Source organism: Streptomyces kunmingensis, assembly GCF_039533535.1.
Classification (GTDB): Bacteria; Actinomycetota; Actinomycetes; order Streptomycetales; family Streptomycetaceae; genus Streptomyces; species Streptomyces kunmingensis.
The window spans coordinates 310,437-332,662 of record NZ_BAAATS010000022.1 but is presented as its reverse complement, the minus strand read 5'-3'; the positions used below and the strand labels follow the sequence as shown (position 1 = coordinate 332,662).

Annotated in this window: 18 protein-coding genes and 4 pseudogenes; 9 read left to right on the top strand and 13 right to left on the bottom strand. The window is 69.7% G+C overall.

Annotated features, from left to right (window positions below; translation table 11 throughout):
• Positions 1 to 94 precede the first annotated feature (94 nt).
• Positions 95 to 1,735: a glycoside hydrolase family 43 protein gene (locus ABD366_RS27680; protein WP_324772020.1), complete on the top strand. Its 1,641-nt coding sequence runs from the start codon at positions 95 to 97 to the stop codon at positions 1,733 to 1,735.
• Between the two features lie 80 nt (positions 1,736 to 1,815).
• Positions 1,816 to 4,149, top strand: a complete 2,334-nt coding sequence (locus ABD366_RS27675) for a beta-L-arabinofuranosidase domain-containing protein (RefSeq protein ID WP_324772018.1) — start codon at positions 1,816 to 1,818, stop codon at positions 4,147 to 4,149.
• A 1,085-nt stretch (positions 4,150 to 5,234) separates the two neighbouring features.
• Here ABD366_RS27675 and ABD366_RS27670 read toward each other — a convergent pair.
• From ABD366_RS27670 to ABD366_RS27660, 4 genes and pseudogenes are all read right to left on the bottom strand, one after another.
• Positions 5,235 to 5,465: a 4-oxalocrotonate tautomerase family protein gene (locus ABD366_RS27670; protein WP_324772017.1), complete on the bottom strand. Its 231-nt coding sequence runs from the start codon at positions 5,463 to 5,465 to the stop codon at positions 5,235 to 5,237.
• Positions 5,466 to 5,495: 30 nt separating this feature from the next.
• The gene (locus tag ABD366_RS43540) at positions 5,496 to 5,867 is read right to left on the bottom strand and encodes a hypothetical protein (protein ID WP_411293803.1); all 372 of its coding nucleotides are present in this window, start codon (positions 5,865 to 5,867) and stop codon (positions 5,496 to 5,498) included.
• Positions 5,868 to 5,961: 94 nt separating this feature from the next.
• Positions 5,962 to 6,078: pseudogene (locus tag ABD366_RS43535) on the bottom strand (SDR family NAD(P)-dependent oxidoreductase); the annotation flags it as partial.
• A 110-nt stretch (positions 6,079 to 6,188) separates the two neighbouring features.
• Positions 6,189 to 6,971: an SDR family oxidoreductase gene (locus tag ABD366_RS27660; RefSeq protein WP_324772016.1), complete on the bottom strand. Its 783-nt coding sequence runs from the start codon at positions 6,969 to 6,971 to the stop codon at positions 6,189 to 6,191.
• Between the two features lie 158 nt (positions 6,972 to 7,129).
• On the opposite strand from ABD366_RS27660, the gene ABD366_RS27655 reads away from it, so the two are divergent.
• Positions 7,130 to 8,035 carry a helix-turn-helix transcriptional regulator gene (locus tag ABD366_RS27655; protein ID WP_324772015.1) on the top strand — a complete coding sequence of 302 codons (906 nt, stop codon included), beginning with the start codon at positions 7,130 to 7,132 and terminating at the stop codon, positions 8,033 to 8,035.
• A 148-nt stretch (positions 8,036 to 8,183) separates the two neighbouring features.
• Here the strand turns inward: ABD366_RS27655 and ABD366_RS27650 are convergent, their stop codons facing one another.
• From ABD366_RS27650 to ABD366_RS27625, 7 genes and pseudogenes are all read right to left on the bottom strand, one after another.
• Positions 8,184 to 8,522 carry a hypothetical protein gene (locus ABD366_RS27650; protein WP_324772014.1) on the bottom strand — a complete coding sequence of 113 codons (339 nt, stop codon included), beginning with the start codon at positions 8,520 to 8,522 and terminating at the stop codon, positions 8,184 to 8,186.
• Positions 8,497 to 9,390, bottom strand: a complete 894-nt coding sequence (locus tag ABD366_RS27645) for an FAD-dependent monooxygenase (protein WP_458860723.1) — start codon at positions 9,388 to 9,390, stop codon at positions 8,497 to 8,499. Before ABD366_RS27645 ends, ABD366_RS27650 begins: the two co-directional genes overlap by 26 nt.
• The gene (locus tag ABD366_RS43735) at positions 9,276 to 9,695 is read right to left on the bottom strand and encodes an FAD-dependent monooxygenase (protein WP_458860722.1); all 420 of its coding nucleotides are present in this window, start codon (positions 9,693 to 9,695) and stop codon (positions 9,276 to 9,278) included. The genes ABD366_RS27645 and ABD366_RS43735 overlap by 115 nt, the downstream gene beginning before the upstream one ends.
• A gap of 117 nt (positions 9,696 to 9,812) precedes the next feature.
• Complete coding sequence (locus ABD366_RS27640) at positions 9,813 to 10,241, bottom strand: acyl-CoA-like ligand-binding transcription factor (RefSeq protein ID WP_324772013.1); 429 nt, start codon at positions 10,239 to 10,241, stop codon at positions 9,813 to 9,815.
• 1,082 nt (positions 10,242 to 11,323) lie between these two features.
• Positions 11,324 to 11,632 carry a hypothetical protein gene (locus ABD366_RS27635; RefSeq protein WP_324772012.1) on the bottom strand — a complete coding sequence of 103 codons (309 nt, stop codon included), beginning with the start codon at positions 11,630 to 11,632 and terminating at the stop codon, positions 11,324 to 11,326.
• Positions 11,629 to 11,823: a YlcI/YnfO family protein gene (locus ABD366_RS27630; RefSeq protein ID WP_324772011.1), complete on the bottom strand. Its 195-nt coding sequence runs from the start codon at positions 11,821 to 11,823 to the stop codon at positions 11,629 to 11,631. The genes ABD366_RS27635 and ABD366_RS27630 overlap by 4 nt, the downstream gene beginning before the upstream one ends.
• A 415-nt stretch (positions 11,824 to 12,238) precedes the next feature.
• Positions 12,239 to 12,639, bottom strand: a pseudogene (locus ABD366_RS27625) (TraR/DksA family transcriptional regulator).
• A 279-nt stretch (positions 12,640 to 12,918) separates the two neighbouring features.
• On the opposite strand from ABD366_RS27625, the gene ABD366_RS27620 reads away from it, so the two are divergent.
• From ABD366_RS27620 to ABD366_RS27605, 4 genes are all read left to right on the top strand, one after another.
• Positions 12,919 to 13,455: a hypothetical protein gene (locus tag ABD366_RS27620; RefSeq protein ID WP_324772010.1), complete on the top strand. Its 537-nt coding sequence runs from the start codon at positions 12,919 to 12,921 to the stop codon at positions 13,453 to 13,455.
• A gap of 297 nt (positions 13,456 to 13,752) precedes the next feature.
• Positions 13,753 to 14,271, top strand: a complete 519-nt coding sequence (locus tag ABD366_RS27615; protein ID WP_324772009.1) for a proline dehydrogenase — start codon at positions 13,753 to 13,755, stop codon at positions 14,269 to 14,271.
• Between the two features lie 196 nt (positions 14,272 to 14,467).
• Positions 14,468 to 15,556: a ThiF family adenylyltransferase gene (locus ABD366_RS27610; RefSeq protein ID WP_324772008.1), complete on the top strand. Its 1,089-nt coding sequence runs from the start codon at positions 14,468 to 14,470 to the stop codon at positions 15,554 to 15,556.
• Positions 15,553 to 16,158, top strand: a complete 606-nt coding sequence (locus tag ABD366_RS27605) for a GNAT family N-acetyltransferase (protein WP_324772007.1) — start codon at positions 15,553 to 15,555, stop codon at positions 16,156 to 16,158. The genes ABD366_RS27610 and ABD366_RS27605 overlap by 4 nt, the downstream gene beginning before the upstream one ends.
• A 220-nt stretch (positions 16,159 to 16,378) precedes the next feature.
• On the opposite strand, the pseudogene ABD366_RS27600 reads toward ABD366_RS27605, so the two are convergent.
• Positions 16,379 to 16,859, bottom strand: a pseudogene (locus ABD366_RS27600) (dienelactone hydrolase family protein); the annotation flags it as partial.
• 845 nt (positions 16,860 to 17,704) lie between these two features.
• Entirely contained in the window at positions 17,705 to 19,807 is a 2,103-nt protein-coding gene (locus ABD366_RS27595) for an ATP-binding protein (protein ID WP_324772006.1), read from the bottom strand.
• Positions 19,808 to 20,223: 416 nt separating this feature from the next.
• Between ABD366_RS27595 and ABD366_RS27590 the strand changes: the two are divergent.
• Positions 20,224 to 20,457 (top strand): annotated as a pseudogene (locus tag ABD366_RS27590) (fic family toxin-antitoxin system, toxin component); the annotation flags it as partial.
• Between the two features lie 196 nt (positions 20,458 to 20,653).
• Positions 20,654 to 21,511 carry a hypothetical protein gene (locus tag ABD366_RS27585; protein WP_324772005.1) on the top strand — a complete coding sequence of 286 codons (858 nt, stop codon included), beginning with the start codon at positions 20,654 to 20,656 and terminating at the stop codon, positions 21,509 to 21,511.
• Positions 21,512 to 22,226: the final 715 nt, after the last annotated feature.

Sequence of the window (22,226 nt, the reverse complement as noted above, 5' to 3'; positions counted from 1 at the left end):
CCGAGCAGTCGTTACATGTTCGAAACACCGAACAACCGGTGGTCCACACACCGCTCCTCTCCTGCCGGATCCTCCCCCAAAGGAGCAAGCGCTTATGTCATGGACTCGTCATGAGTTGAAGCGTCGTGCGGTGCTCGCCGCGAGCGCGGGCCTGCTGGCGGAAGGTGCCCTGCCCGCCGTGGCGGCCGGACGGGCGTCCGGTGCCGCATCTCAGGCGTCCTTGGCCGGTTCGGCCACGACCTTCAACAACCCGGTGCTCTGGCAGGACTTCGCGGACATCGACATCATCCGCGTGGGAGACGCGTACTACTTGTCGGCCTCGACCATGCACTACTCGCCCGGCGCGCCGATTCTGCGCTCGTACGACCTGGTGCACTGGGAGTTCGCCGGACACTCGGTCCCGCGCCTCGACTTCGGCGCGAAGTACGACCTCGACGGCGCACGCGGCTATGTCCGTGGCATCTGGGCATCGTCGCTGGCCTACCGGCCGTCCAACAGGACGTTCTACTGGCTGGGCCAGATCGACTTCGCGAAGTCCTACCTGTACACGGCGACCGCCGTCGAAGGCCCGTGGAGCCGTCAGGCCACCCTCAACACCGCTTACTACGACGCCGGGTTGCTCGTCGACACCGACGACACCCTGTACGTGGCGTACGGCAACTCCGCGATCCACGTGGCGCAGCTCTCCGCGGACGGCCGCACACAGGTGCGTACCGAGCAGGTGTTCAGCACGCCGTCGAGCGTGGGCACCCTGGAAGGCTCCCGGTTCTACAAGATCAACGGGAACTACTACATCTTCCTCACCCGCCCGGCCAACGGCCAGTACGTTCTGAAGTCGACGAGCGGGCCTTTCGGCCCCTACACGCTGCGGCAGGTCCTGCTCGACCTGCGCGGACCCGTACCCGGCGGCGGCGTCCCCCACCAGGGCGGACTCGTGCAGACCCAGTACGGGGCCTGGTACTACATGGCGTTCGTCGACGCATACCCCGGCGGCCGCATCCCGGTGCTCGCCCCGGTCACCTGGACCGCCGACGGCTGGCCGGCCGTGCAACTCGTCAACAACGCCTGGGGCACCACGTATCCGCTGCCCGCCGTGCCGACGCCACCCCGCGCCGTGGAGCCGATGACAGGCGTGGACACCTTCACGGGGACGTCCCTGGCCCCCAAGTGGGAGTGGAACCACAACCCGGACGACACCAAATGGTCAGTGGGCAACGGGCTCACCCTCGGCACGGCGACCGTCACCAGCGACCTGTACTGGGCCCGCAACACCCTCACCCACCGCATACCCGGGCCCACCTCCACCGCGACGGCCCTTCTGGACTTCTCGGGGATGCGGATCGGGGACCGGGCGGGGCTCGCCCTCCTGCGTGACTCCTCCGCCTGCGTCGGCCTCATCCGGGACAGCGGCGGCACCAGCGTGGTCATGGTCGACGGCCTCACCATGGACGCCAACTGGAACACCACCGGCACCGGCACCGTCCGGGCCAGCGCCACGATCCCGGGCAACCGCGTCTGGCTGCGGGCGAAGGCCGACATCACCCCCGGAGCCGGCCGGACCGCCACGTTCTCCTACAGCACCGACGGCACCCGCTTCACCTCCTTCGGGCCCGCGTTCACCCTGAACAACGCCTGGCAGTTCTTCATGGGCTACCGCTATGCCCTCTTCAACTTCGCCACCGCATCGCTCGGCGGCTCCGTCCGGTTCACACGTTTCGAAGTGACCGCACCCTGAGCACAGGCCGCCACACGAACGAACAGAGTCCGGTCGGTCCGCCCGCAGTTCACCCCTCCCCGTCCCCGAAAGGGCACGCGATGTCGTCCTCGCTCACCAGACGCCGCCTCCTTGCGATCGCCGGTGCCACGGCCGTGGCCTCGACCGCCCCTCCCCTCCTCGGTGGTGCGACCGCGCGGGCGGCGGTCGTTCCGCCCGCCCGCGCCGACACCGGGGTCCTGGCCCAGGCCTTCGCGCTGGGCGAGGTCCGGCTCACCGCGAGCCGGTGGCTGGACAATCAGCAGCGTACGGCCGCCTATCTGCGGTTCGTCGACGTGAACCGGCTGCTGTACGTCTTCCGCGCCAACCACGGTCTGCCCACGGGCGGCGCCGCCGCGAACGGCGGCTGGGACGCCCCCGACTTCCCCTTCCGCAGCCACGTCCAGGGGCACTTCCTCACCGCTTGGGCGCAGCTGTACGCCGTGTCCGGGGACACCGTCTGCCGGGACAAGGCCGCGTACATGGTGGCAGAGCTGGCGAAATGTCAGGCCAACAACCGTGCCGTCGGCTTCACCGCCGGCTATCTGTCCGGCTACCCCGAAGCCGACTTCACCGCGCTGGAACAACGCACCCTGAACAACGGCAACGTCCCGTACTACACGATCCACAAGACCCTCGCCGGGTTGCTGGACGTGTGGCGGTACATGGGCAACACCCAGGCACGAGACGTGTTGCTGGCCCTCGCGGGCTGGGTCGACACACGCACCGGCCGGCTGAGCACGGCGCAGACGCAGGCCATGCTGGGCACCGAGTTCGGCGGCATGAACGCCGTACTGACCGACCTCTACCAGCAGACCGGCGACGTGCGCTGGCTCACCGTCGCCCGGCGCTTCGACCACACCGCGGTATTCGACCCGCTGGCGGCAGGCCAAGACCGGCTGGCCGGTCTGCACGCCAACACCCAGGTGCCCAAGTGGATCGGCGCCGCCCGCGCCTACAAGGCCACCGGTACCGCGCCGTACCGCAGCATCGCCACCAACGCCTGGAACATCTGCGTCAATACCCACACGTATGCCATCGGCGGCAACAGCCAGGCCGAACACTTCCGCGCGCCCAACGCCATCGCCTCCTACCTCGACCGGGACACGTGTGAGAGCTGCAACACCCACAACATGCTCACCCTCACCCGGGAGCTGTACGCCCTCGAACCGGACCGGACCGCGCTCTTCGACTACTACGAACAGGCGTGGCTCAACCAGATGACCGGCCAGCAGAACCCGGCCGACCCGCACGGCCACGTCACCTACTTCACCCCGCTCAACCCCGGCGGCCGACGGGGTGTGGGCCCGGCGTGGGGCGGCGGCACCTGGAGCACCGACTACACCACCTTCTGGTGCTGCCAGGGCACCGGCCTGGAGGCGCACACCCGGCTGATGGACTCCGTCTACTTCCACGACGGCGGCGACACCCTGACCGTGAACCTGTTCGTCCCCTCCGTCCTGACATGGGGCCGGCGCGGCATCACCGTCACCCAGACCACGTCCTTCCCGGCGAGCGACACCACCACGCTGCGCGTCACCGGCAACGCCCAGGGCACCTGGACCATGCGGATCCGCATACCGGGCTGGACCACGGGAGCCACCGTCAGCGTCAACGGCACTCCGCAGACTTTCGCCACCACTCCGGGCAACTACGCCGCCCTCACCCGCTCCTGGACCGCCGGAGACACGGTGACCGTGCGCCTGCCCATGCGGGTCGTCATGCGACCGGCCAACGACAACCCCGACGTGGCCGCCATCACCTACGGCCCGGTCGTCCTGTCCGGCGACTACGGCGACACCGCACTCAGCGCCCTGCCCTCCCTCGACCCGTCAACGATCAGACGAACCGGCACGGACAAGCTCACCTTCACCGCCACCGCGAACGGCGCGCCCGTCACCCTCGGCCCGTTCCACGACGCACACGGCCACAACTACACCGTCTACTGGAACACCGGCACCGCCCCCTCCTCGCCCACCGTGCACCTCGTCAACGTGGGCAGCGGCCTCGTCCTCGGCATCCAGGACATGTCCACGGCCGACGGCGGGCGAGCCCTCCAGTGGACGGACAGCGGCACCGCCGACCACGACTGGGAGATGATCGGCGACGGCGCCGCCGTCCGCTTCCGCAACGCCCACAGCGGCAAGGTCCTCGGCGTCCTGAGCATGGCCACGACCGACAACGCGACCGTTCTCCAATGGGCAGACAACGGAACCGCGGACCACCGTTGGACCCTGCTCGACCAGCACGACGGTACGTACAAGATCCGCAACGAACACAGCGGGAAGCTCCTCGCCATCGCGGGCAACTCCACGGCGGTGGGCGCGTTCGCGGTCCAGGACGCCGACGACGGCACGGCGGACAACCGCTGGCGCGTCGTGCCCGACCAGCGCTGAAGGGCCCCCGGAGGGGCCCTTCGCGCGGACGGTCAGGGGCCGTCGCCCGCCATGTCGATTCGCCGAAGGCGCGCAGGAAGCCATGGGTGGTGTGGAGCATGTCGGCGACGCGCCCATGGGGTAGGCGGGGTAGTCGTCGTCACTGCTACCGCGTACTGCTGGTGGTCTGCCGTGCACCACCCTCCGGGAGCCAGCCCCGTCGCGCATCCTGCATCTGCTCTGGCTTGGAACCCCACTGCCGGACCTCCCGGTGCGTGCGCCCGCAGCCGACGCCTTCACCGAGGTACCGCACACTGCACTGCTGGTACTGCGGAACTGCACCTACTTCGATACTTCGATATTGCGTACGGCGACCTCTGATCACTGCGGGCCACCCGGTGCGGTCGCCAGTCCCGTCGCCGTCCTGCAACACACCTGGCTCCGAAACTCCACCACCGCACCGTCCTGCACCTGCGGGCAAATCAAACACCGTGCCCTCGCGGCCGAGGAAGCCGCCAGAGACAGCGCAGATTCATCGCCCCCGACTGAGCGGGCCGACGACGGCGTTGGAGGAACAGCTCTTCTTGCCGAGATGCACGGCGCCCCGGAGTGCGAGGCGCCGGGTGGACAGTGCAGGGTCATACGTTGCTGCCGTGCGGTTCAGTGCGCCGGAGGAGGCGCGGTGCAACCGGTTTCCGGGTAGTGACCATTGACGTTGACCCAGATGCGGGTGGTGCTGACCGCTCCTGTGACGCAGGCGGTGTCACCGAACGCGTACCTAGTCGTCCCGCGCGGTGGCGCTGGCACTGGATGAACGCGCGGCAGGGCGCTGGGCGTCGCAGACCGGGCACAGTTCCATTCAGACGCCGGTCATGAGCGGGCCCTGCCAGTGCAGGGCGAGGTCGGTGCCGCAGCAAGCGGCTCGATCTGAGGGGTGACCGCTGCCGTGCCCCGGTGGACAGCGCCGGTCGATCGAGTAAGGGGAAGCGATGAAGGGCTTCGCTGATCTCATCGACCCCCGGATGAACGAGGCCGTGTGGGCAGACGCTCGACCCGGGGGCCCTCGGTTTCGAGGTGCTGTCTTGGCTGAATGACGACCGGTGCGGTTAGGCGTCGCTGGTGTCGGTCGGTGTCGCCTCGCCGAGCATGGCGAGGGTCAGCACGTTGCCGGAGATGCCCCAGCCGCCGTCGGCGACCTCTTCGACCAGCACCATGGTGGTGTTGCGGGCGCGCTCGCCGTAGATCTCGACATACAGCTCGGTGGTGCGGGTGACGATCTCCTCCTTCTGCTTCGGGGTGAGGGTCTTCTCGGGGACCTTGAAGTTCGCGAAAGGCATGGCTGGTTGTTCCTTTTCTTCAGGGGGGCGTTACAGGGAGCTGCCTGCGGTGAGCAGGCTGGCCAGTCCGATGCGGCGGAAGAAGTCGGCACGGACGCGGTCGGCGACCGCGGAGACGACTTCGCTGCCGTCCCGGCTGGGGTCTATGTGGGTGCGCAGAGGCCGGGTGCCTTGCTCCATCGCGACCAGACGCGCGACGGCTTCAGCGACCTCGGCCACATCGGCGTCCGAAGGGACGAGCGCGGCCAGGCGCTTGCCCAGATCGCCCATCAGGGGCCGGTGACGCTGGTCGTAGAGTTCCGCACGGTCGGTGTCGGCGGGGGCGCCCGCGTTGGCGAAGTGGTGGGTGCCGGTGGTGAACGCCTCGGCGGCGCCCAGGACCATCGGCCCGGCGTTGTGCACGACCACGTCCAGCCGGCCACGCTCGGCGAAGATCCCGGTCGACTGCGGCGTCGGCGGAGTCCTGGGAGGTGACGTCCAGCTCGACGGCGTGCACGTCGACCTGGTGGTCGGTGCCGTAGCGCGTCAGGTCGGCCACCGCGGTCGCGTTGCGGGTCGCGATCCGGCGGATGCCCGCGTACACGGTGTGACCGGCGAGGGCCAGAGCACGCACGGAGAGCGCCCCGATACCGCTGGAGGCCCCGGTGAACAGGATGGCCTTCCCGCTGTCGTCGTTTTTCACGATCGGGCCTTTCGTTGATGGATGGAGCGACCGCGGGCGGTTCAGATGATTCCGCCGTTGGCGCGGATGACCTGTCCGTTGATCCAGCGGCCGGCCGGGGAGGCCAGGAACGTGACGACCTCAGCGATGTCGGCCGGGGTACCGAGGCGCTCCAGCGGGGGCTGGGCGGCCAGGCGGGCGATGGTCTCCGTGTCCTTGCCGTCCAGGAAGAGGTCGGTGGCCGTGGGGCCGGGCGCGACGGCGTTGGCGGTGACGTCCCGGCCCCGCAGCTCCCGGGCCAGGATCAGCGTCAGAGCCTCGACCGCGCCCTTACCGGCGGCGTATGCGCCGTAGCCCGGGAAGGCCAGCCCCACCACGGACGTGGAGAACGTCACGATCGCGCCGCCGGGGCGCACCCGACGGGCTGCCTGCTGTACGACGACGAACGTGCCGCGGATGTTGGTGCGGTGCAGGTCGTCCAGGACGGCCAGGTCCAGCTCGGCGATCGGTGCCAGGTGCATCCGCCCGGCCGCGTGGACGACGACGTCGACCCCGCCGAACTCTGCTTCGGCCGTGTCGAACAGGGCCGCGACCGCGTGTTCGTCGGCGACGTCGGCACGTACCGCGATCGCCCGGACCCCACCGGCGACGGCCTCCTTAACGGCTGCTTCGGCCTCGTCCTGGTGGCCGGCGTAGCCGACCACCACGGCGTACCCGTCGGCGGCCAGCCGGCTTACGGTCTGGCGGCCGATGCCGCGCGAGCCGCCGGTGACGATCGCGACACGGGGTGAGGCGGAGGGCTGGGCCGAGGCAGCGGTCCCGTCGAGGGCAGTGGGGGTGGGCATCGCTGACTCCTGTGGTGGATATGGATCGGGCCGCGGCCTTGCCGTTGCCCTGCTGCGTCCTCCACGATCGGCCGGTCTGTCATCCCTAGCCAGGGCTGCGTCTACCCAGGGGATGCCACCCCCTGGCTGCGCTCTGGCGTACAAGCGACCATGGAGGGGTGAACCTTCCAGAACTCGGCGCCTTCCTCAGGACACGCCGCGACCGCATCCGCCCCGCCGAGGTCGGTCTCCCCCAAGGCCCGCGCCGGCGCGTCCCCGGGCTGCGCCGCGAGGAAGTCGCGCAGCTGGCCGGGCTGTCAGCCGACTACTACACCGAGCTGGAACGCGGCAGCGCAAAGAACGGCGTGCAGCCCTCAACCCAGACCCTGGCCGCCCTCGCCCGAGCCCTGCGCCTGAACGGCGACGAGCGCGACCACCTGTTCCACCTGGCCGAACGGCCGGTACCCCCGTCAGAACACGGATCATCGGCACACGTGCAGCCCGCGCTTCTCGGACTCCTGGACCGGCTGTCCAACACCCCCGCGCGCGTCATCACCGACCTGCACGAAACCCTGGTGGAGAACAACCTGGCCCTGGCCCTGCTCGGCAAGTCCCCGGCGCACCGCGGCCCGGCGGCGAGCTTCGTGTACCGCTGGTTCACCGACCCGCAGGCACGCGAGATCTACCCGCCCGAGGACCACCCACGCCACTCCCGGGTGTTCGTGGCGGACCTCCAAGCAGCGGCCGCCCGGCGCGGCCGGGACGCGGAGGCCACGAAGATGGTCGCCGCGCTACGCCGCCGCAGCCAGGAGTTCGCAGCCCTCTGGGACACCCACGACGTCGCGGTGCGCCGCATGGACCGCAAAAGGATCGTCCACCCCATGCTCGGCGTGATCGAACTCGACTGCTACAACCTCCTCAGCGAGGACGGACAGCAACGCCTGCTGTGGTTCACCGCCCCGCCCGGCAGCCCGGGAGCCGAGCAGTTGGAACTGCTGTCTGTCGTAGGAACCCAGGAGCTGAGCGTCACGGAGGGCATGGCACCGGAGAGGTCGTCTGCGGCGGAATTCGGATCGCAGCGCTGACCCCCGCCGCAGAGGGGAGAGGACGCCTTCCCAGCAAGGCCCAGCAAGGCATGGCAGCCCCTCCCCTCACAGAGATACGTTCTTCTGGCCCGGGCTCACGATGACCCAGCATCGCCCTGAGGGGAGCAGCCCTGCGACCCGCTCGTCTCTAGACCGTGACGTTGACCTCGACCGCTCCCGAGGTGTGGGTGGTGGTGAGGGCTACGAGGATGGCTGCGCGGTCGCGGCGCATTCCGCGGGCCAGGGTGTGAAGTTCGCGTTGCCCATCGAGGCGGACGTCGGCGAGGCAGACGTCGAAGGCCGAGTATTCGTTACGTCGTTCGCGAAGGACCATCGCCAGACGGCGTGACACCGGACCACCGAGTCGGAGCAGCAGACTCTCGATCTGCGCGGCGAACTCGCCGAACGGGACGAGGCCCTTGAAGCCGCCCGCGCTGCGAACCGCGAGCCGATGGCCCAGGTCAACCGCTGACCTGCTCCGGCTCACGGGCGCCGCTCAGCGGCGTGCCGAACCACTGGTGCAGTGCGGCTCGCAGACCGGTGACGTCTGTCGGCTCGTGTCCGGTCCACGCTATGTGGGAGTCGGGGCGCAGCAGCAGGCCGGTCACGCTCGCGCTCTCTGCCCTGCCGCTTATGACATCGACCCGGTCGTGCCAGGGCTTCGCGGCCTCGGCGAAGTCGCCCCACAGGTCCAGCAGCAAGGGCCGGGCGGTGGTGGTCAAGTCGGCCAGCCGATGGGTGCCTGCACCGGTGTGGACCACGAGGTCGGGCGCGAAGTCCTCGGTGGTCCCAGCAAGAAGGTGGGCGCTGCGTTCGGTGCCGCCAGGTGAGGCGAGCAGGTCGCCAAAGACGGTCCGCAGGGCACTGACTTCCGGTCCGGGGCGCATCAACGCCGACTGGGACCAGGTCGAGGCCACGACGTGTTCTGCGACAGGTCGGCGTTCCTCGTCGTAGGTGTCGAGCAGACCCTCGGGGGCCCACCCTCGCACTGTGGCGGCCAGCTTCCAACCGAGGTTGACCGCGTCCTGAAGGCCGAGGTTGAGTCCCGGGCCGCCGATCGCCGAGTGCACGTGGGCAGCGTCGCCCAGCAGCAGTACCCGCCCGTCCCGGTAGCGGTCTGCCAGTCGGGTGTTTCCGCCGACAAGTCGTCGAAGCAGGTGCGGTCCCTCTCCCTGCGGCGGACCCAGCGGGACGGGCACACCCAGCACGCGTTCGGCGCTCGCCATCATCTCTTCGAAGGTCATCGGGGTGGTGTGCTCGTCCGGCCTGCCGGTTTCGGTGGTGTTGAGGACTGGCACTCGGCCAGGCAGCAGGCCCCACGCGATCGTGCCGCGCGCCGTGCGCACGTACAGCAGGGGTGGCAAGCTCCCGTAGCCGGGAACGTGCAGGCTGCCGTCCGGGCTTGGGACGGCGCCGGGAGCAGGCTCACGGGGTTGTCGTCGAGTCCTGTGAGGTCCAGCGTGAATGCGCCGAACATGTAGCGGGTCGCGGGTCGGGGCGGCTCGCTGGATCCGCTGATGCGTGAGTAGAGGCCACGTCGGTCGAGCATGCGCACCACCTGCCCGACCAGACCGTTCGCCCGGGGCTCGGTCTTCGGGCCGGCGAGACGCTCCAGCACAACCGGACGCACCCCGGCCAGTGCCAGCTCGCAGGCGAGCATCAACCCGTTCGGGCCGCCACCGACAATGACTACATCGAGCACGACAACTCTCCTTTCCAGGGCATGACGGGGTAGAGGCTGCAAGCAGCAGCCCCTGCTCAGGATGGAGAGGAGGGCCTACGGGGTGGGAAGTCCGGTGGCCACCATGCGCAGAGCTCGGGGCAGCAGGACCTCCATCGGCTCGCCCGTGCTGCCTTGCACGAACAGCTCGAGGGCGACATTGTTCGCGGCCATCACGCTCGCGGCCACCAGGCGAGGGTAGAGATCGGATCCGGAATCCGTGCCCGTGCGGTCAGCGATCGCTGCGGCAAGCTCCTTCTCCGCAATCTTGCTCGCACGCAGCATCTCGGCCTCCAGCGTGGGTTCGGCCAACATCACCCGCAGGCCGGCCGCCCACTCGTCGGGCTCCTGGGGTGGCATGTGCTCCACCTCAGGGCCAGGCTCCAGCTGCCGTAGCGCCGCCCGAGTGATTGCCTCCCACAAGGGCTCGCCGGGCGGTCCCGCTGCGCGCGTGGCTTCCTTCTTCCGTTCCCGAAGACCACTCATGCCATTCACGCCAGCAGAACCTGCGCGGTACGCAATTATTCGCGCCGCGCAATTTCTGGGCAGGAATCTGCCGACTCTGACTGGATGAGGCAGTTGCCGCCACGATGAGGCAGTTCCATCGCGAACTTGCAGGTCAGGGTGGTGGCGTGGGTCAAGGCTGGGGTACTCGTACTGGCCTCGGAGGTGATCTTTAGCAGGTGATCGTCTGCCATGGCCGGTTTCCGGCGTTCCCGGGCAGGTGGGGTCTGGCGCCTCGCAGCTTCCGTGACGGGAGGGATACGCATGGCGGACGTGCTGACGTGGACGATCGAGCGGCGACTCCGGCTCGCGGAACGCGCAGAGCTGCTGCGTAAGGAGCTGGCCGGTATCGAGACGGATCTTGCCCGGCTTGAGGCCGCCGAGGTGGTGTTCGGTCAGTGGCCGAGGCGAACGCCGACGGAGGCCGGTCGTCGGGCATCGCGGAGCCGGAGCGCGTCGCCGCAGGGCCGGGCGCGGGCGGGATGCGGTTGGTGCCGGACCGTGTCGAGGGGGCGGGCTGGGGGCCCTGGCCTCGGAGTACCAGCGGATCATGGAGATCGCGGCCGGGGCGGACAGGCCGGTGATGCTAGGGACGTCGCGATGGTACTGGGCCGGGAACTCACGCCGGGCAAGGTCGAACCGGTCCGTGGGCCAGCTGCGCAAACTCGCCGGCCGAGGCTGACTGAAGCGGACTGGATCGGAGCGCTACCTACCGCGCTGAACGGCGAGGAAGGCAAAGGACAGGCCCGGTTCCCGTCGTAACGCCAGTGTCCCCGAACGGAGTTGGTTCGCGGGTGAGGACTCACCGCCCAGCCGAAGGCACTCGCGATGCCGTCTACCAGGTTCGGCTCCCTGTGTCGAAGCGGACCGTCGAACTCGTCGCCGACCTGATATGCGGGCGACGAGCAGCAGGCCGTGAACGGCGGCGAGGAGGCAGCCGGCGAAAGCGCCGAGCAGGACACGGGCCACGGCGGCCGGCGGCATGGTCAGAACGTCGGGCAGACGGTGGGTGTGCGGGCATCCACCAGGGCAACACCTGCTGCTGTACACCCGGCCAGGAGCAATTACAGGTCCAGGACGACGCGCAGTGCCTGGTCGACCCGGCTCATGACCTCGGACGCGACGGTGCCGCGCAAGGATGCCTCGGCGAAGCGTGTCGCTCGCAGTTGTTGCAGGTTCACCGCTACCGCGGTGCAGGCGACGGGGGCGTTGGTGACAACGGACATCGCGGTGTCCGGGTTGGGGCCGGGTGGGTGCAGGACGAGGGCGAGGACGGCGCCGTATGCCTCGTCGAGACCGGACAGGAAGACCAGCAGGACGTCATGGCCATCCGGCAGGGTCCACACCTGACCGCGCTTGAACTCACGGGTCACAGGGTGTCGCCCTCGCCCGCCAGGTTCTGGCCAAGGCCGAGGTCTGCGAGCTGACGGGCGGCGTCCAGGGTGGCGGCCCGGCGCGCGGCGCGGACCACGTACGCGTTCACGCTCAGCCCGGCTGCCTTGGCGGTCTGCCGGATCGAGTGAGCCAGGCCCTCGGGGACACGCAGCGTCGTGGTTGTCGACATGCCATCACGACAGAGATCGGAATGTGGTGGCGTCATCCGGTGGCACTTTTCCGTCCTGTCTCCGCAGCCTGAGGCGCTGAGCGAGGAGACGCTGCAAGGACATGGTGGACCACGTCAGGACGCGGTGAACGAGAGCCTCAGCGGGCGATGGGGCGGGTTCGATGTGCTGCTTCGGGGACGCACGCTGCTGGCAGCCGCGGTGGTCCCGGCTTCATGTCTGCCCGCCCGAGGAGCGTCGGAGTTCGCGAAGCCCCTCAACCGGTGGGGATGGTTCACAAGTTACCGGGGATGGTGATGAGGGCGTTGCCGTGGCCGCGGCCGACCTGGAAGCCGACCTCTGGGTCGCCGGCCGGAGCGTTGGAGTCGGCGCGCATGCAGGGGTGGAGGACGATCTTATGGAGGCCGGGCGCGGGCGTCAGGCCGGGCGCGGCGGCCGACGCGGGTCGGACCGGGCGCATCGGATGCAAGTGGTCGTCGCAGGACGGATCTCCAGGCGCTCCGGAGCAATGGTCTCGCCGCAATCTGCGCACTGTCCGTACTCGCCCCGCTCGAGCCGTTCCAGTGCCCGGTCGAGTTCTTCCAGGTGCTCGCTCGCCCGGGCGAGCAGGGCGGCCACGTGTGCCCGCTCGAAGGCGGTGCTGGCTCCTTCGGGGTCGTGCTCGTCGTCGACCGCGACCAAGGCGTTCGCAGCAACGATCGCGTCGAAGTCGCGGCCCAGCGCGCCAGCGTGCCAGCGCGGTCCGCGTCAAGACGTGCACGGGCGGCTGCGGACGAGGGCGGACTGCCTTCATGGCCGTCCCGGGATATATCACCCATGCGTGCCATAACGCCGAGACTCGGCCCCTGATTCCCCTGGTCATCTGCTGCCACCGTCCGCGACACCAGCTTCGCTGGGCGCCAGTGCTGGTCGGGTGTGCCGCAGTTAGTCTCGGTCCGCCTGTCTGCCTCGCGCCGGCCGTGCACGCGGCCATATCGGCAGATTGCGTGGCCGGTGCAGGGAGCACCCCCGCATGTCCACCCTTCGCATACGCCTGGCGCGGAGCAAGAGTCGGGATGGCTGCCACCTGGGGATCTTGGGAGCACTAGCATGCGGCGGTGTCCGACTTCATAAAGCAACTTCCCGCCCTGCTGGGGGTACTGATCGGGGCCTTCGGCTCGTACGTCGTGGTCATGCGTGGCGATCGGGCGAGGTTCCGTCGAGAACACGCAGCCCGATGGCAGGAGCGGCAGCTCGCGGCCTACACCGACTACGCGCTGACGCTCAAGAGGACCGTCACTCTTCATCGCCGCGTCGCAGCACATCTCGGCCACGACAGTCATCCGCACCCCCTGGCGCCCGCTGAGGCGACTCCCCTCCTCATCGACGCCGCGGACGCCCGGTCCGCAGCCGGAGAAGGACTGCTGATGCTCGGCTCTCCGCAGGTCGTGGAGGCTGCGCACGGATGGGCGCTCACGGTGATGGAGGTAGAAGGCCTTGTGCGTGCTCCTGGCTGTACCGCTGACACGTGGTCGGCGCAGCTCGAGAAGCAGCGAAGGGCTCGGGAGATGTACTACTCGGCGATCCGTCGCGACATGGAACTGCCGCCCGGCCACTCGGGCCGATGGCAGCTCCCGCCGACTCACCCTTCCTGAGCCACACCGGCACGATCGCGAGCTGGGTTCGTCACAGTCGTCCAGGACCGCGTTCGACTCACGCGCCGTTCGAATCCTTCGGTGCGTCTGCTGCCTCCCGAAGCGGTGCACATCTTGCTGTCCATTCTCGGGCTCTGATCCACTTCGTGTTGCAGTGGGCCGGATTGCAGTCTTTGAGCAACGCGCGACTTGGTACCAGGCAGGTCAGGCGCGTTCGCCAGGGACAGTCGAGGGCAGCTGCTGTATCGCGGCTGCCCGCCCGCACGCCGCTCTTCTGGTCTGCGGCAGACTTGCCGCATGGACGCAGGGATCGCCGCACTGATCGGCACCGCCGTCGGTTCGGCCGCCACCCTGGGCGCGGCAATGGTGACCGGCAGAGCACAGGCACGCTCGCAGCACGAGCACTGGCGCCGTCAGCACCGTCGCGACGCCTACGCCCACTACCTCAGCGCGCTCCATGACCGCGACATCGCCCTGGACGCTGCCCGTGAGGTGCTGCGCCGAGACCCCGTCGACCTGACCGAGGTCGACGAGAAGATCGCCGCCTTCATCGCGCTGGCCCGCGAGGTACACCGCGCCACCGAGGTGGTCATCCTAGAAGGACCGGCCTCGCTCTCGGCCGTCATCGAGCGCGTCACCCACACCTCGAGGGACCTCTCGCAGACCGTACGGCAGATGGTCGACGATGCGCGCGCCGGCAACAGCACCCGCACAGCAGCCGCCTCCCTCCTGGCCGCCCAGCGTGAGCAGGCCCTCTACCAGGCGGTCAAGGACTTCCGCCTCGCCGCCCGGAACATCGTCGGCAACAGCACCTGATCCGGCCAGCACGCTGGGAGCTCGAGCGACAGCGCAGTTCTCAGCCGTCCAGAGCAGCTGGCACGGCAGAGAAACCGGTCATTCGTTCGCCCCCCGACCGCTGGCCGGACACAAGTTGTTCTCGATCATGCCGCTGCTACTTTCCCGCTTTGTGATCATTACGGATACTTCAGCGCCCGCGGATACGTTCCGGCCGGTGCTGCTGCGCTTGGCCCAGGCCGACGACCGGGGGCGTTTCGAATCCCTTGTCGCCTCGGGCGCGGTGCGCCAGACGCACGACCGCATCGACGACCAGCTCACCGAACTCGCGCGCTGCCTGCACCCTGAACGGGCGCTGAGCGGCGCCCGACTTCATGCCGCCGTCAAGGAGCTGTGCGCCGGGACCGACCGGCACCGCTACGGCACCTGGGTCTGGTATCCGTGGTCGGGACGGCTGGTCCATGTGCTGCCGGAGGCGGAGTTCCGCCGCCTGCGCGCCGACCGCAACCGGGACAAGATCACCGCTGTGCAGCAGCGGCGTCTGCGGGGCTGCCGGATCGGCGTGATCGGCCTGTCCGTGGGCAACAGCGCGGCGCTCACCTGTGCCATGGAAGGAGTAGGCGGATCGTTTCGCCTGGCGGACTTCGACCAGTTGGGGCTGAGCAACCTCAACCGGCTGCGGGCCGGCGTGCACGACCTGGGGTTGGCCAAGACCGTTCTGTGCGCCCGCCAGATGTACGAAACCGACCCCTACCTCGACATCGAGTTGTGGCAGGAGGGCATCACCGAGGACAACCTGGAGGCGTTCTTCGGCGCAGCCGGCCGGCCGCTGGACCTGCTGATCGAGGAGTGCGACACGACCTGGGTGAAGGTCGCCGCCCGTGAGCACGCCCGCGGCCGCCGCGTTCCCGTCCTGATGGACATGAACGACCGCGGGATGCTGGACGTCGAACGCTTCGATCAGGAGCCCGCCCGCCCGCTCTTTCACGGGCGGGCCGGTGACATCACCGCACAAGACGTGCGCGCCCTCGATCCGGCCGGCACCCTCGCGTTTCTGCTCCAAGTCTGCGACACAGACCGGCTGAGCCCCGCGATGAGCGACGCGCTCGGCCGCATCGGCTCCACCCTGTCCAGCTGGCCGCAGCTCGCCAGCGGCGTCCAGCTCGGCGGCGCCCTCGTCACCGACACCGCCCGCCGCATCCTGCTCGGCGAACCGGTGGGCTCCGGCCGCTACTACGTCGACCTCGAAGCCCTGATCAGCCCCCACACCAACGTCGTCCGCGAAAGTGTCAGAGCCGCGCCGTGACCCACCTGCCCGAACTGCACGGCGAACACCTCTGGCTGCGCGAGCTGCGCGCCGGCGACCTCACCGCCTTCGAACGCATCCACACCCACCGCGTCCTCACCCGCTACCTCGGCATCGACCGCATGACCGACCGCGAGGCCCAGGACGCCTTCGCCCAGTGCCTGGCCCAACCGTTCACCCACCCGCGCCGCAAGCACACCCTCGCCGTGTGCGCCCCGGGCGAGGAGACGATGGTCGGCACGATGGGCCTGCTCATCGAGGACTACGGCCGCAACGCCATGCTCACCAGCCTCGTCCTGCTGCCCGACGCCCCGGTACGCGGCCACGGCCACGAGGCGGGCCGACTGCTCATGGCCCACGCCTTCGGCACCCTCAACCTGCACCGCATCTGGGCCGGCCACCGCGCCGACCACACCCGGATGCGCCCCGTGATGCTCGCCGCGGGATTGCGCCCGGAAGCCACCCTGCGCGAGCTGTTCCACACCCGCGGCGCCTGGCACGACGTCACCACCTACGCGGCCCTCGCCCACCAATGGATCCCGACCGCCACCGCAGCCGAGCAGACCATCCTGAACGGCGGCGACGCCCCGCTCCTCACCTGAACCCCCTATCGAGAGATGCGGCTCACCGCCCGAGGTGAAGCTCGCCGGCACGTGCCGGTGTCGTCGGCCGATGTCGCGCACGCAGACGGTGCGCCGAGGGGCACGCAGCGCGGGACCCTGCCGTACTGGCAGGGTCCCGCGGTGTTGCGGCCGGCAGGGCGCCGGGCCTGCTCGCACGGGCAGCGGCCCGGCGGTCTGCCCGGACCGTGGCGGGCCGGCGTTACTTCTGGTGGCGGGTGAAGAACTGGGCCGCCGCGTCGCCGGCGAACTGCGGAACGCCGGTGTGTCCGCCCGTGTTGGCGTGCAGTGTCTTCTCCGTGGAGGCGAAGGCGTCGAACAGGTCCAGGGCGGTCTGCCGGTCGTTGCCTGCATCGTCCCACTGCAGCAGGATGTGCAGCGGGATGGTGACCCGCCGGGCCTCCTCGAACATGGCGCGCGGGATGGAACTGCCGGCGAACAGGTTGGCCGCCGCGACGCGCGGCTCACGCACCGCGAGCCGGACCCCGATGGAGATCACGCCTCCCGAGTAGCCGACGGGGCCACGCAGTTCGGGCAGGACCAGCAGGGCGTCCCAGGGCGGTCTGCCATTCCGGGGCCGCCTCGTCGACCAGGGGGAGAATGAGGTTGTCGATGATCTCGTCGCTGACCGGCTCCCCGGCCGCCAGAGCCTGGCGCAAGGCGGCGCCGGGCTGCTCGGCGGAGCGCTCCGCCTCGGCCGCCACCTCGATGAACCGCTCCAGCAGGGCTGGCCGTTCCCCGCGCCGGGCCTTCGGCAAGGCCACCTGCTGCCATGCTGTTCTGCGCGTTCCGCTGAGAGTTGAGTTCTGTGCTGGACGAGGTAGGACAACGAGTCGCCGAGGACTACGCCGCCCAACGATATGAGTGACACCCAGACCTGACCTGACACGGCGGTCATCGTGCCATGGCGTCGATCTTTGGGCCGATCTCACTGTGGCTGGTGTGAGCACGGCGTCCGAGCCGGCACTGAGGTACGCGGTTCTGACCGCCGTGTACATGACCGCGGACAGCCCGACTGCGGCCTGTGCGTGCCGATACATCCTCTGCGCGTCGTGCCGCATGCGTTCCTGTTCGCCCAGATCATCGCTGTCGAGGTCGAGCGTCTGCATCGCCGGTCTCTTCTTTGTCGGGTTCGAGCCGTTCCCGCCGGAGGTGACATGTGGGCCGGGCGGGGCTGGAGTTGTCCGGCGGCCCGTTTCTCCGTATGTCCGCAACCACTCCGGCCTGGCACGGCCGCCCACCGGCTGCGGTGCGCGGGCGGTTCCAGGCCTGCCCGTCATAGGTACAGCCGTATTGTCCTGCCGGTCGAGTGTGCCGGTCCACCGTGCACCGTCATTCCCCCCGCAGGCTCGGCTGCGTGACGGCCGGCTCATTTCGCTTACGCAGGTGAGCGGCGAGGACGCTTCGTTCGACGAGAAGGCCGCCACGCGGCCGGGTGCCCGGACGAAGGTCGCAAGAGCAGCCGGGCCCCCCTTTGCCGTTCCTGACGGCTCGACGGGCAGGGCGGACCTGTCGGGGCGCCGGGCAGTCAGGAGGGTGGCGTGGAGGCGGGGCTGAGGGCCTGGGCGATGCCGGTGTCCAGGTCGATGGCACAGCCGGCGTCGAAGGCGCGGTGGTAGGCGTCGTCGCCGAGGGCTTCGCGGGTCTGGCGTGCGCAGATCTGGCGGGCAACCGCGACCGCGGGTGAGCCCGGCTCTGGCCGGCCGAGTGTCTCCCACAGTTGCGCGGCCAGGCCGAGCAGCCACGCGGCGTCCCCGTGGTGGTCTGTGGCGGTGGCAGCGCGGGCCAGCGCTTCCAGGGCCAGGCCGGTGCCCACGCCGTCGCGCAGCCGGTGTTTGACCAGCAGCGCGGCCCGGGCGCAGCAGGCGGCCTCCTCGAACAGGCCCTGGGCCAGCCAGGCTTCGGCGCGGTTGAAGTCGCCCCAGGCGCGCATGGAGCACTCGCCGCTGCGGTCGCAGGTGGCGCTCAGCTCGTCCAGCCAGGCGAAGGCTTTCTCCAAGCGGCCTGCGGCCAGGAGCATGTGGGTGATGAGGACCAGGGCCGACAGGGGAATCCAGGTGAGGGGTTTCTCGCGCCAGTCAGTGGCGAGCAGGGCCTCGCCCTGGGACACCGCCTGCTCGAGGTCGCCGGCCAGTACCGACTTCACCTGCTCGGTGGCGGCGGCGTAGCTCCGCTCCGTGTCGCCGAAGTGTGCGGCCAGGGCGGTGCATTCGGCGGCCCGTTCCTGAAGGGCGGGCAGATCGCCTTGGTAGATCAGCAGCGGACCGCAGGCGTACAGGGCCTTCACCCGGGCCGGGGAGGGGGCGGTGTCGGCGGCCAAGGCCTCGTCCAGGTAGTACCGGCCCTCCTTCAGGAACCCGCACTCGAACCAGAAGAACCACAGCGCCGCGGCCATCTCCAGCGCGATGTGGCCCTCGGGTTCGGCCAGGCAGTGGTCAAGGGCGGCGCGGAGGTTGTCGTGCTCGGCGGTCATGTGGTCGTACCAGGCGAACTGGTCGGGCCCGATCCAGGCGGCGTCGCCCCGGTGGGCCAGGTCCAGGTAGTGGTCGCGGTGGCGGCGGTGCAGCGTGTCGTCCTCGCCCAGGCCGCGCAGCCAGTGGGCCCCGTACTCGCGGACGGTGTCCAGCATCCGGTAGCGCTCGCCGCCCCCGATGGGCTGCCAGGTCAGGATCGATTTTTCCGTCAGCCTGGCCAGGACGGCAGGGATCTCGTGGGCGGGCAGATGGTCGTCGGCGCAGACCCGCTGGGCCGCATCGACGTCGAAGCTGTTCGCGAAGACCGAGAGGCGGGCCCACAGGAGCCGTTCGGCGGGGGTGCACAGCTGGTGGCTCCAGCCGATGGCCGTGCGCAGCGCCTGATGCCAGGGCGGATCCGCGTCGGCGACGATGCGATCGGTGTCGCCCAGGACGGCGAAACGGTCCTCCAGGCGGGCGGTCAGCTCCCGTAGCGGAAGGTCGCGCAGCCGGGCCGCGGCCAGCTCGATCGCCAGCGGCAGCCCGTCCAGGCGTCGGCGCAGCCGCACCAGCTCCGCGCGTTCGGCGTCGGTGACCGTGAAACCGGGCACCGCCTCGGCGGCGCGCAGGGTCAGCAGGACCACCGCATCCGCCGCGCCGCCCCGCGCGTCGTCGGCCTCGGGCACGGGCAGTGGCTCGATCGCAAGGACGCATTCGTCCGCCGCGTTCAGGGCGCGGCGGCTGGTGGCCAGGATCCGCAGCCCCGGCGCGGCCCGCAGCAGGGCCTCGGCGAGGAGTGCGCAGTCCTCGGTCAGGTGCTCGCAGGTGTCCAGGACCAGCAGCAGCTCCCGGTCGGCCAGATACTCCGCCAGCACCTCGGTCATCGGGCGGGTGGTCTGATCGGCGAGCGGCAGCGCCTCCGCGATGACGTGCGCGAGCAGGTCGCCCTGCTCGCGCAGCGGCGAGAGTTCCACCAGCCACGCTCCGTCGCGGAAGCGGGGCTGCAGCGCGGCGGCGGCGTTCAGCGCCACCCGGGTCTTGCCCACACCGCCGACCCCGGTCAAGGTCACCAGCCGCGTCGGTTCCTGCAGTGCGGGGCCGACGAACATCCGCTCGATCTCCGCCACCTCCGCCTGGCGGCCGACCGTCCCCGTCCGCGGCACGGTCAGGTTTCCCACCCGTCGTTCCTCGTGCGGCTCCTTGTGCCGTCCTGTCCCCGCCACCACGACTGCCCTCCCCCGGCCCGGCTCCACGACCCGCTGCGTGTACCGCGGACGGCAGCCTGCACCAGCGCGCCACGCCGCAGGACGGATCGCAACGAACTGTCCGTATGCGTCGCACAGCCGACCGTGGCGGGCCACAAAAGATCGCGAAGGCCGGTCCGCTGCCCTTTCCGTGCGCGATCCCGAGCGTCACACGAGGTGCGCGACACGCAACCGGCTGCGCTGCAGACCCGGCTGTACGGGACGGCATGGCCGTTGCGATGAGCGTTGGGCACGGATCAAGGCGGAGGCCGAGCGCTTGGTGACGGCGGGCGGGAACGTTCTCAGAGAGTTCGACGAGCGCCACATCGTGATGGCCGACCCGGAGGGCCGGGACGCTGAACCTGAAAGCGGCGGCGCCTTTGCACACTCTGGTGCGGCTGCTGTGCCTGGAGCACTCCAACACGGCGTTCGCCTGGCACGCCACGGAGGCCTACCTGATGCTGCGCGAGCGACGCCTGGACTACCCCATCAAGGCGGCCGCCGAGCTAGTGTGCAAAGCCGCCTCCGGCGCGCAAGGCGTCGCCGCGATCGCGCGCCAACTGCGCGAGTGGACCGTCAGCTGAAGACCGGTTGAGTTGTTCGGCATCGTCCCGTGTACCCCAGCGGCGAAACTGCAGCGCCCGGGCTTGGTCGGCGGCGAGGGGGCCGCCAGGGTGCTACACGGGCCAGCCGCCATGGCCCTCACAGGTATGGACAGGCCACCTCAGAAGGTTCTCAAGTACCCGCCGTGCAACCGTTGTTCGGCGCATCATGCGGTGTATGAACCCAGGAGAGTTGGTCCCCTTTGCCACGGCGATGGGCACGCTGACTGCGGCTGGGGTCGCCGGCCTCGTGGCCTGGCGTGCCGCGCTGCGTTCTGCCCGCATCACCTGGCGATCGAAGACTGTGGAATGGCAGTTCGAGGCCGTGACTCAGTTCTACGACGCCGTGATGTACTTCAGCGAGCCCCGGACCCGGGTACGCGATATCGACGAACGTGAAGACACACGTGCGAAGGCCTGGCGTCGGCTCTACCTGGCCGGGCCTGGCGCTCTTGTTGCGCTCGAGGGAGCGGCGCACACGATGAGTGAGGCTGCTCGCGGCGTCGCCGACGGTATCAGGGGCCTCAACATCTGGTACGACCTGCTGGACCGCGCCTGCAGAGCCTGCGAGCATCTGTCCGAACTCGTCGACCAGGACGAACGCCGAGGGAATCCCGACGGCTCGCTGCACGACGAGTATGACCTGTCGAAGACGGCCCATGGCCGGCTGCAAGATGCTCTGCGCCCTGGGCTGGCGGTGGACTGGTATGCCGTCAACAGGGCAGTGGATGCCTACGCCAGCCGAGTAACAGCGGACTCGGATGGCACACCGGGAGACGCCGTGACCAGTGAGGAAGTCAACCGCGCACTGGAGTCAGTCGGTCCTCCCTATGCCTTGCACGGGGAGCTCGATGAGGCGTGGCGCGATCTTCTTGGGGCTGCGCCGTTCTTCTCGGAGCAAGTCCGCGGGTGGCTCGACGGCAGGGTACGGCGCGTACCGCAGGCAAAGTTTCGTCGATCCAATAAGTACCTGAGGGTGCAAAGCGGCGCCGTTGACGCTATCCGCACAGGTGCCAGACCCCGCCCGAAGCAGTAGGAACGTCCTTTCGATCATCGGTTGGAAAGAGCCGATCGGCGTTGGGTGTGAATCCTGGCTCATACAAGCGTGCTGGTGTCGAATACCCCGCCTCCCGCGCGGACTCGGCCGGTTCGTACGGGTGGGACGCCAAGGCCCGGCTCGTCTGGCTGATCGCCGGACTCACCCGACGGCCGGCCACGGTGCCATACCGGCAGGCGGTGCCGGACGGTCCGTACGAGGCGCTCGCCACCCGCCACCCGCCCGGACGACGGCCGGGCCATCGTCGTCACCCAGCCCACCGGCAGGCTGGTGCCCGGCCTCGTGTCGTACGCCCCGAAGTCCCCGCCTCACGCGAACAGCCCGGCTCGCCGCTTCGCCACCCCTGACCAGCACTTCAGCGCTACGGGCATCCATAGATCGGCCCTGATGCCGCCCCCCGTGGGGCGGCACCAGGGCCGTCTGCGTACCTCACCATCGCCGAGATGCTCAACTGCAGGGGGATCGGCCACGGCCTGCCGGTGGAGATCGTGATGAACCATCTCCCGACCGGCGGCGGCCCGGACGGAATGGACGCGTCAAGGTCGTCCCTGCCCAGGTGGTAGGTGGCGACGAACCGCGCGCGTGGACGGACATCCACGCGGCGATCGTGGACCTGCTCGCGGGCCATCGGCCGGCAACGGGCCGGCGGTGGCGCTCTCCCGGGTGACGCCCGTGCCGGAACTCTTCGTGGGGC

Bases quoted from the DNA above. Each gene is read 5' to 3' on its own strand.
- ABD366_RS27670 (WP_324772017.1), bottom strand. From the start codon at position 5,465: ATGCCTTTCGCGAACTTCAAGGTCCCCGAGAAGACCCTCACCCCGAAG.
- ABD366_RS27640 (WP_324772013.1), bottom strand. From the start codon at position 10,241: ATGAGTGGTCTTCGGGAACGGAAGAAGGAAGCCACGCGCGCAGCGGGA.
- ABD366_RS27585 (WP_324772005.1), top strand. From the start codon at position 20,654: ATGAACCCAGGAGAGTTGGTCCCCTTTGCCACGGCGATGGGCACGCTG.
- ABD366_RS27680 (WP_324772020.1), top strand. From the start codon at position 95: ATGTCATGGACTCGTCATGAGTTGAAGCGTCGTGCGGTGCTCGCCGCG.
- ABD366_RS27615 (WP_324772009.1), top strand. From the start codon at position 13,753: ATGGACGCAGGGATCGCCGCACTGATCGGCACCGCCGTCGGTTCGGCC.
- ABD366_RS27630 (WP_324772011.1), bottom strand. From the start codon at position 11,823: ATGTCGACAACCACGACGCTGCGTGTCCCCGAGGGCCTGGCTCACTCG.
- ABD366_RS43735 (WP_458860722.1), bottom strand. From the start codon at position 9,695: ATGCTCGCCTGCGAGCTGGCACTGGCCGGGGTGCGTCCGGTTGTGCTG.
- ABD366_RS27675 (WP_324772018.1), top strand. From the start codon at position 1,816: ATGTCGTCCTCGCTCACCAGACGCCGCCTCCTTGCGATCGCCGGTGCC.
- ABD366_RS27660 (WP_324772016.1), bottom strand. From the start codon at position 6,971: ATGCCCACCCCCACTGCCCTCGACGGGACCGCTGCCTCGGCCCAGCCC.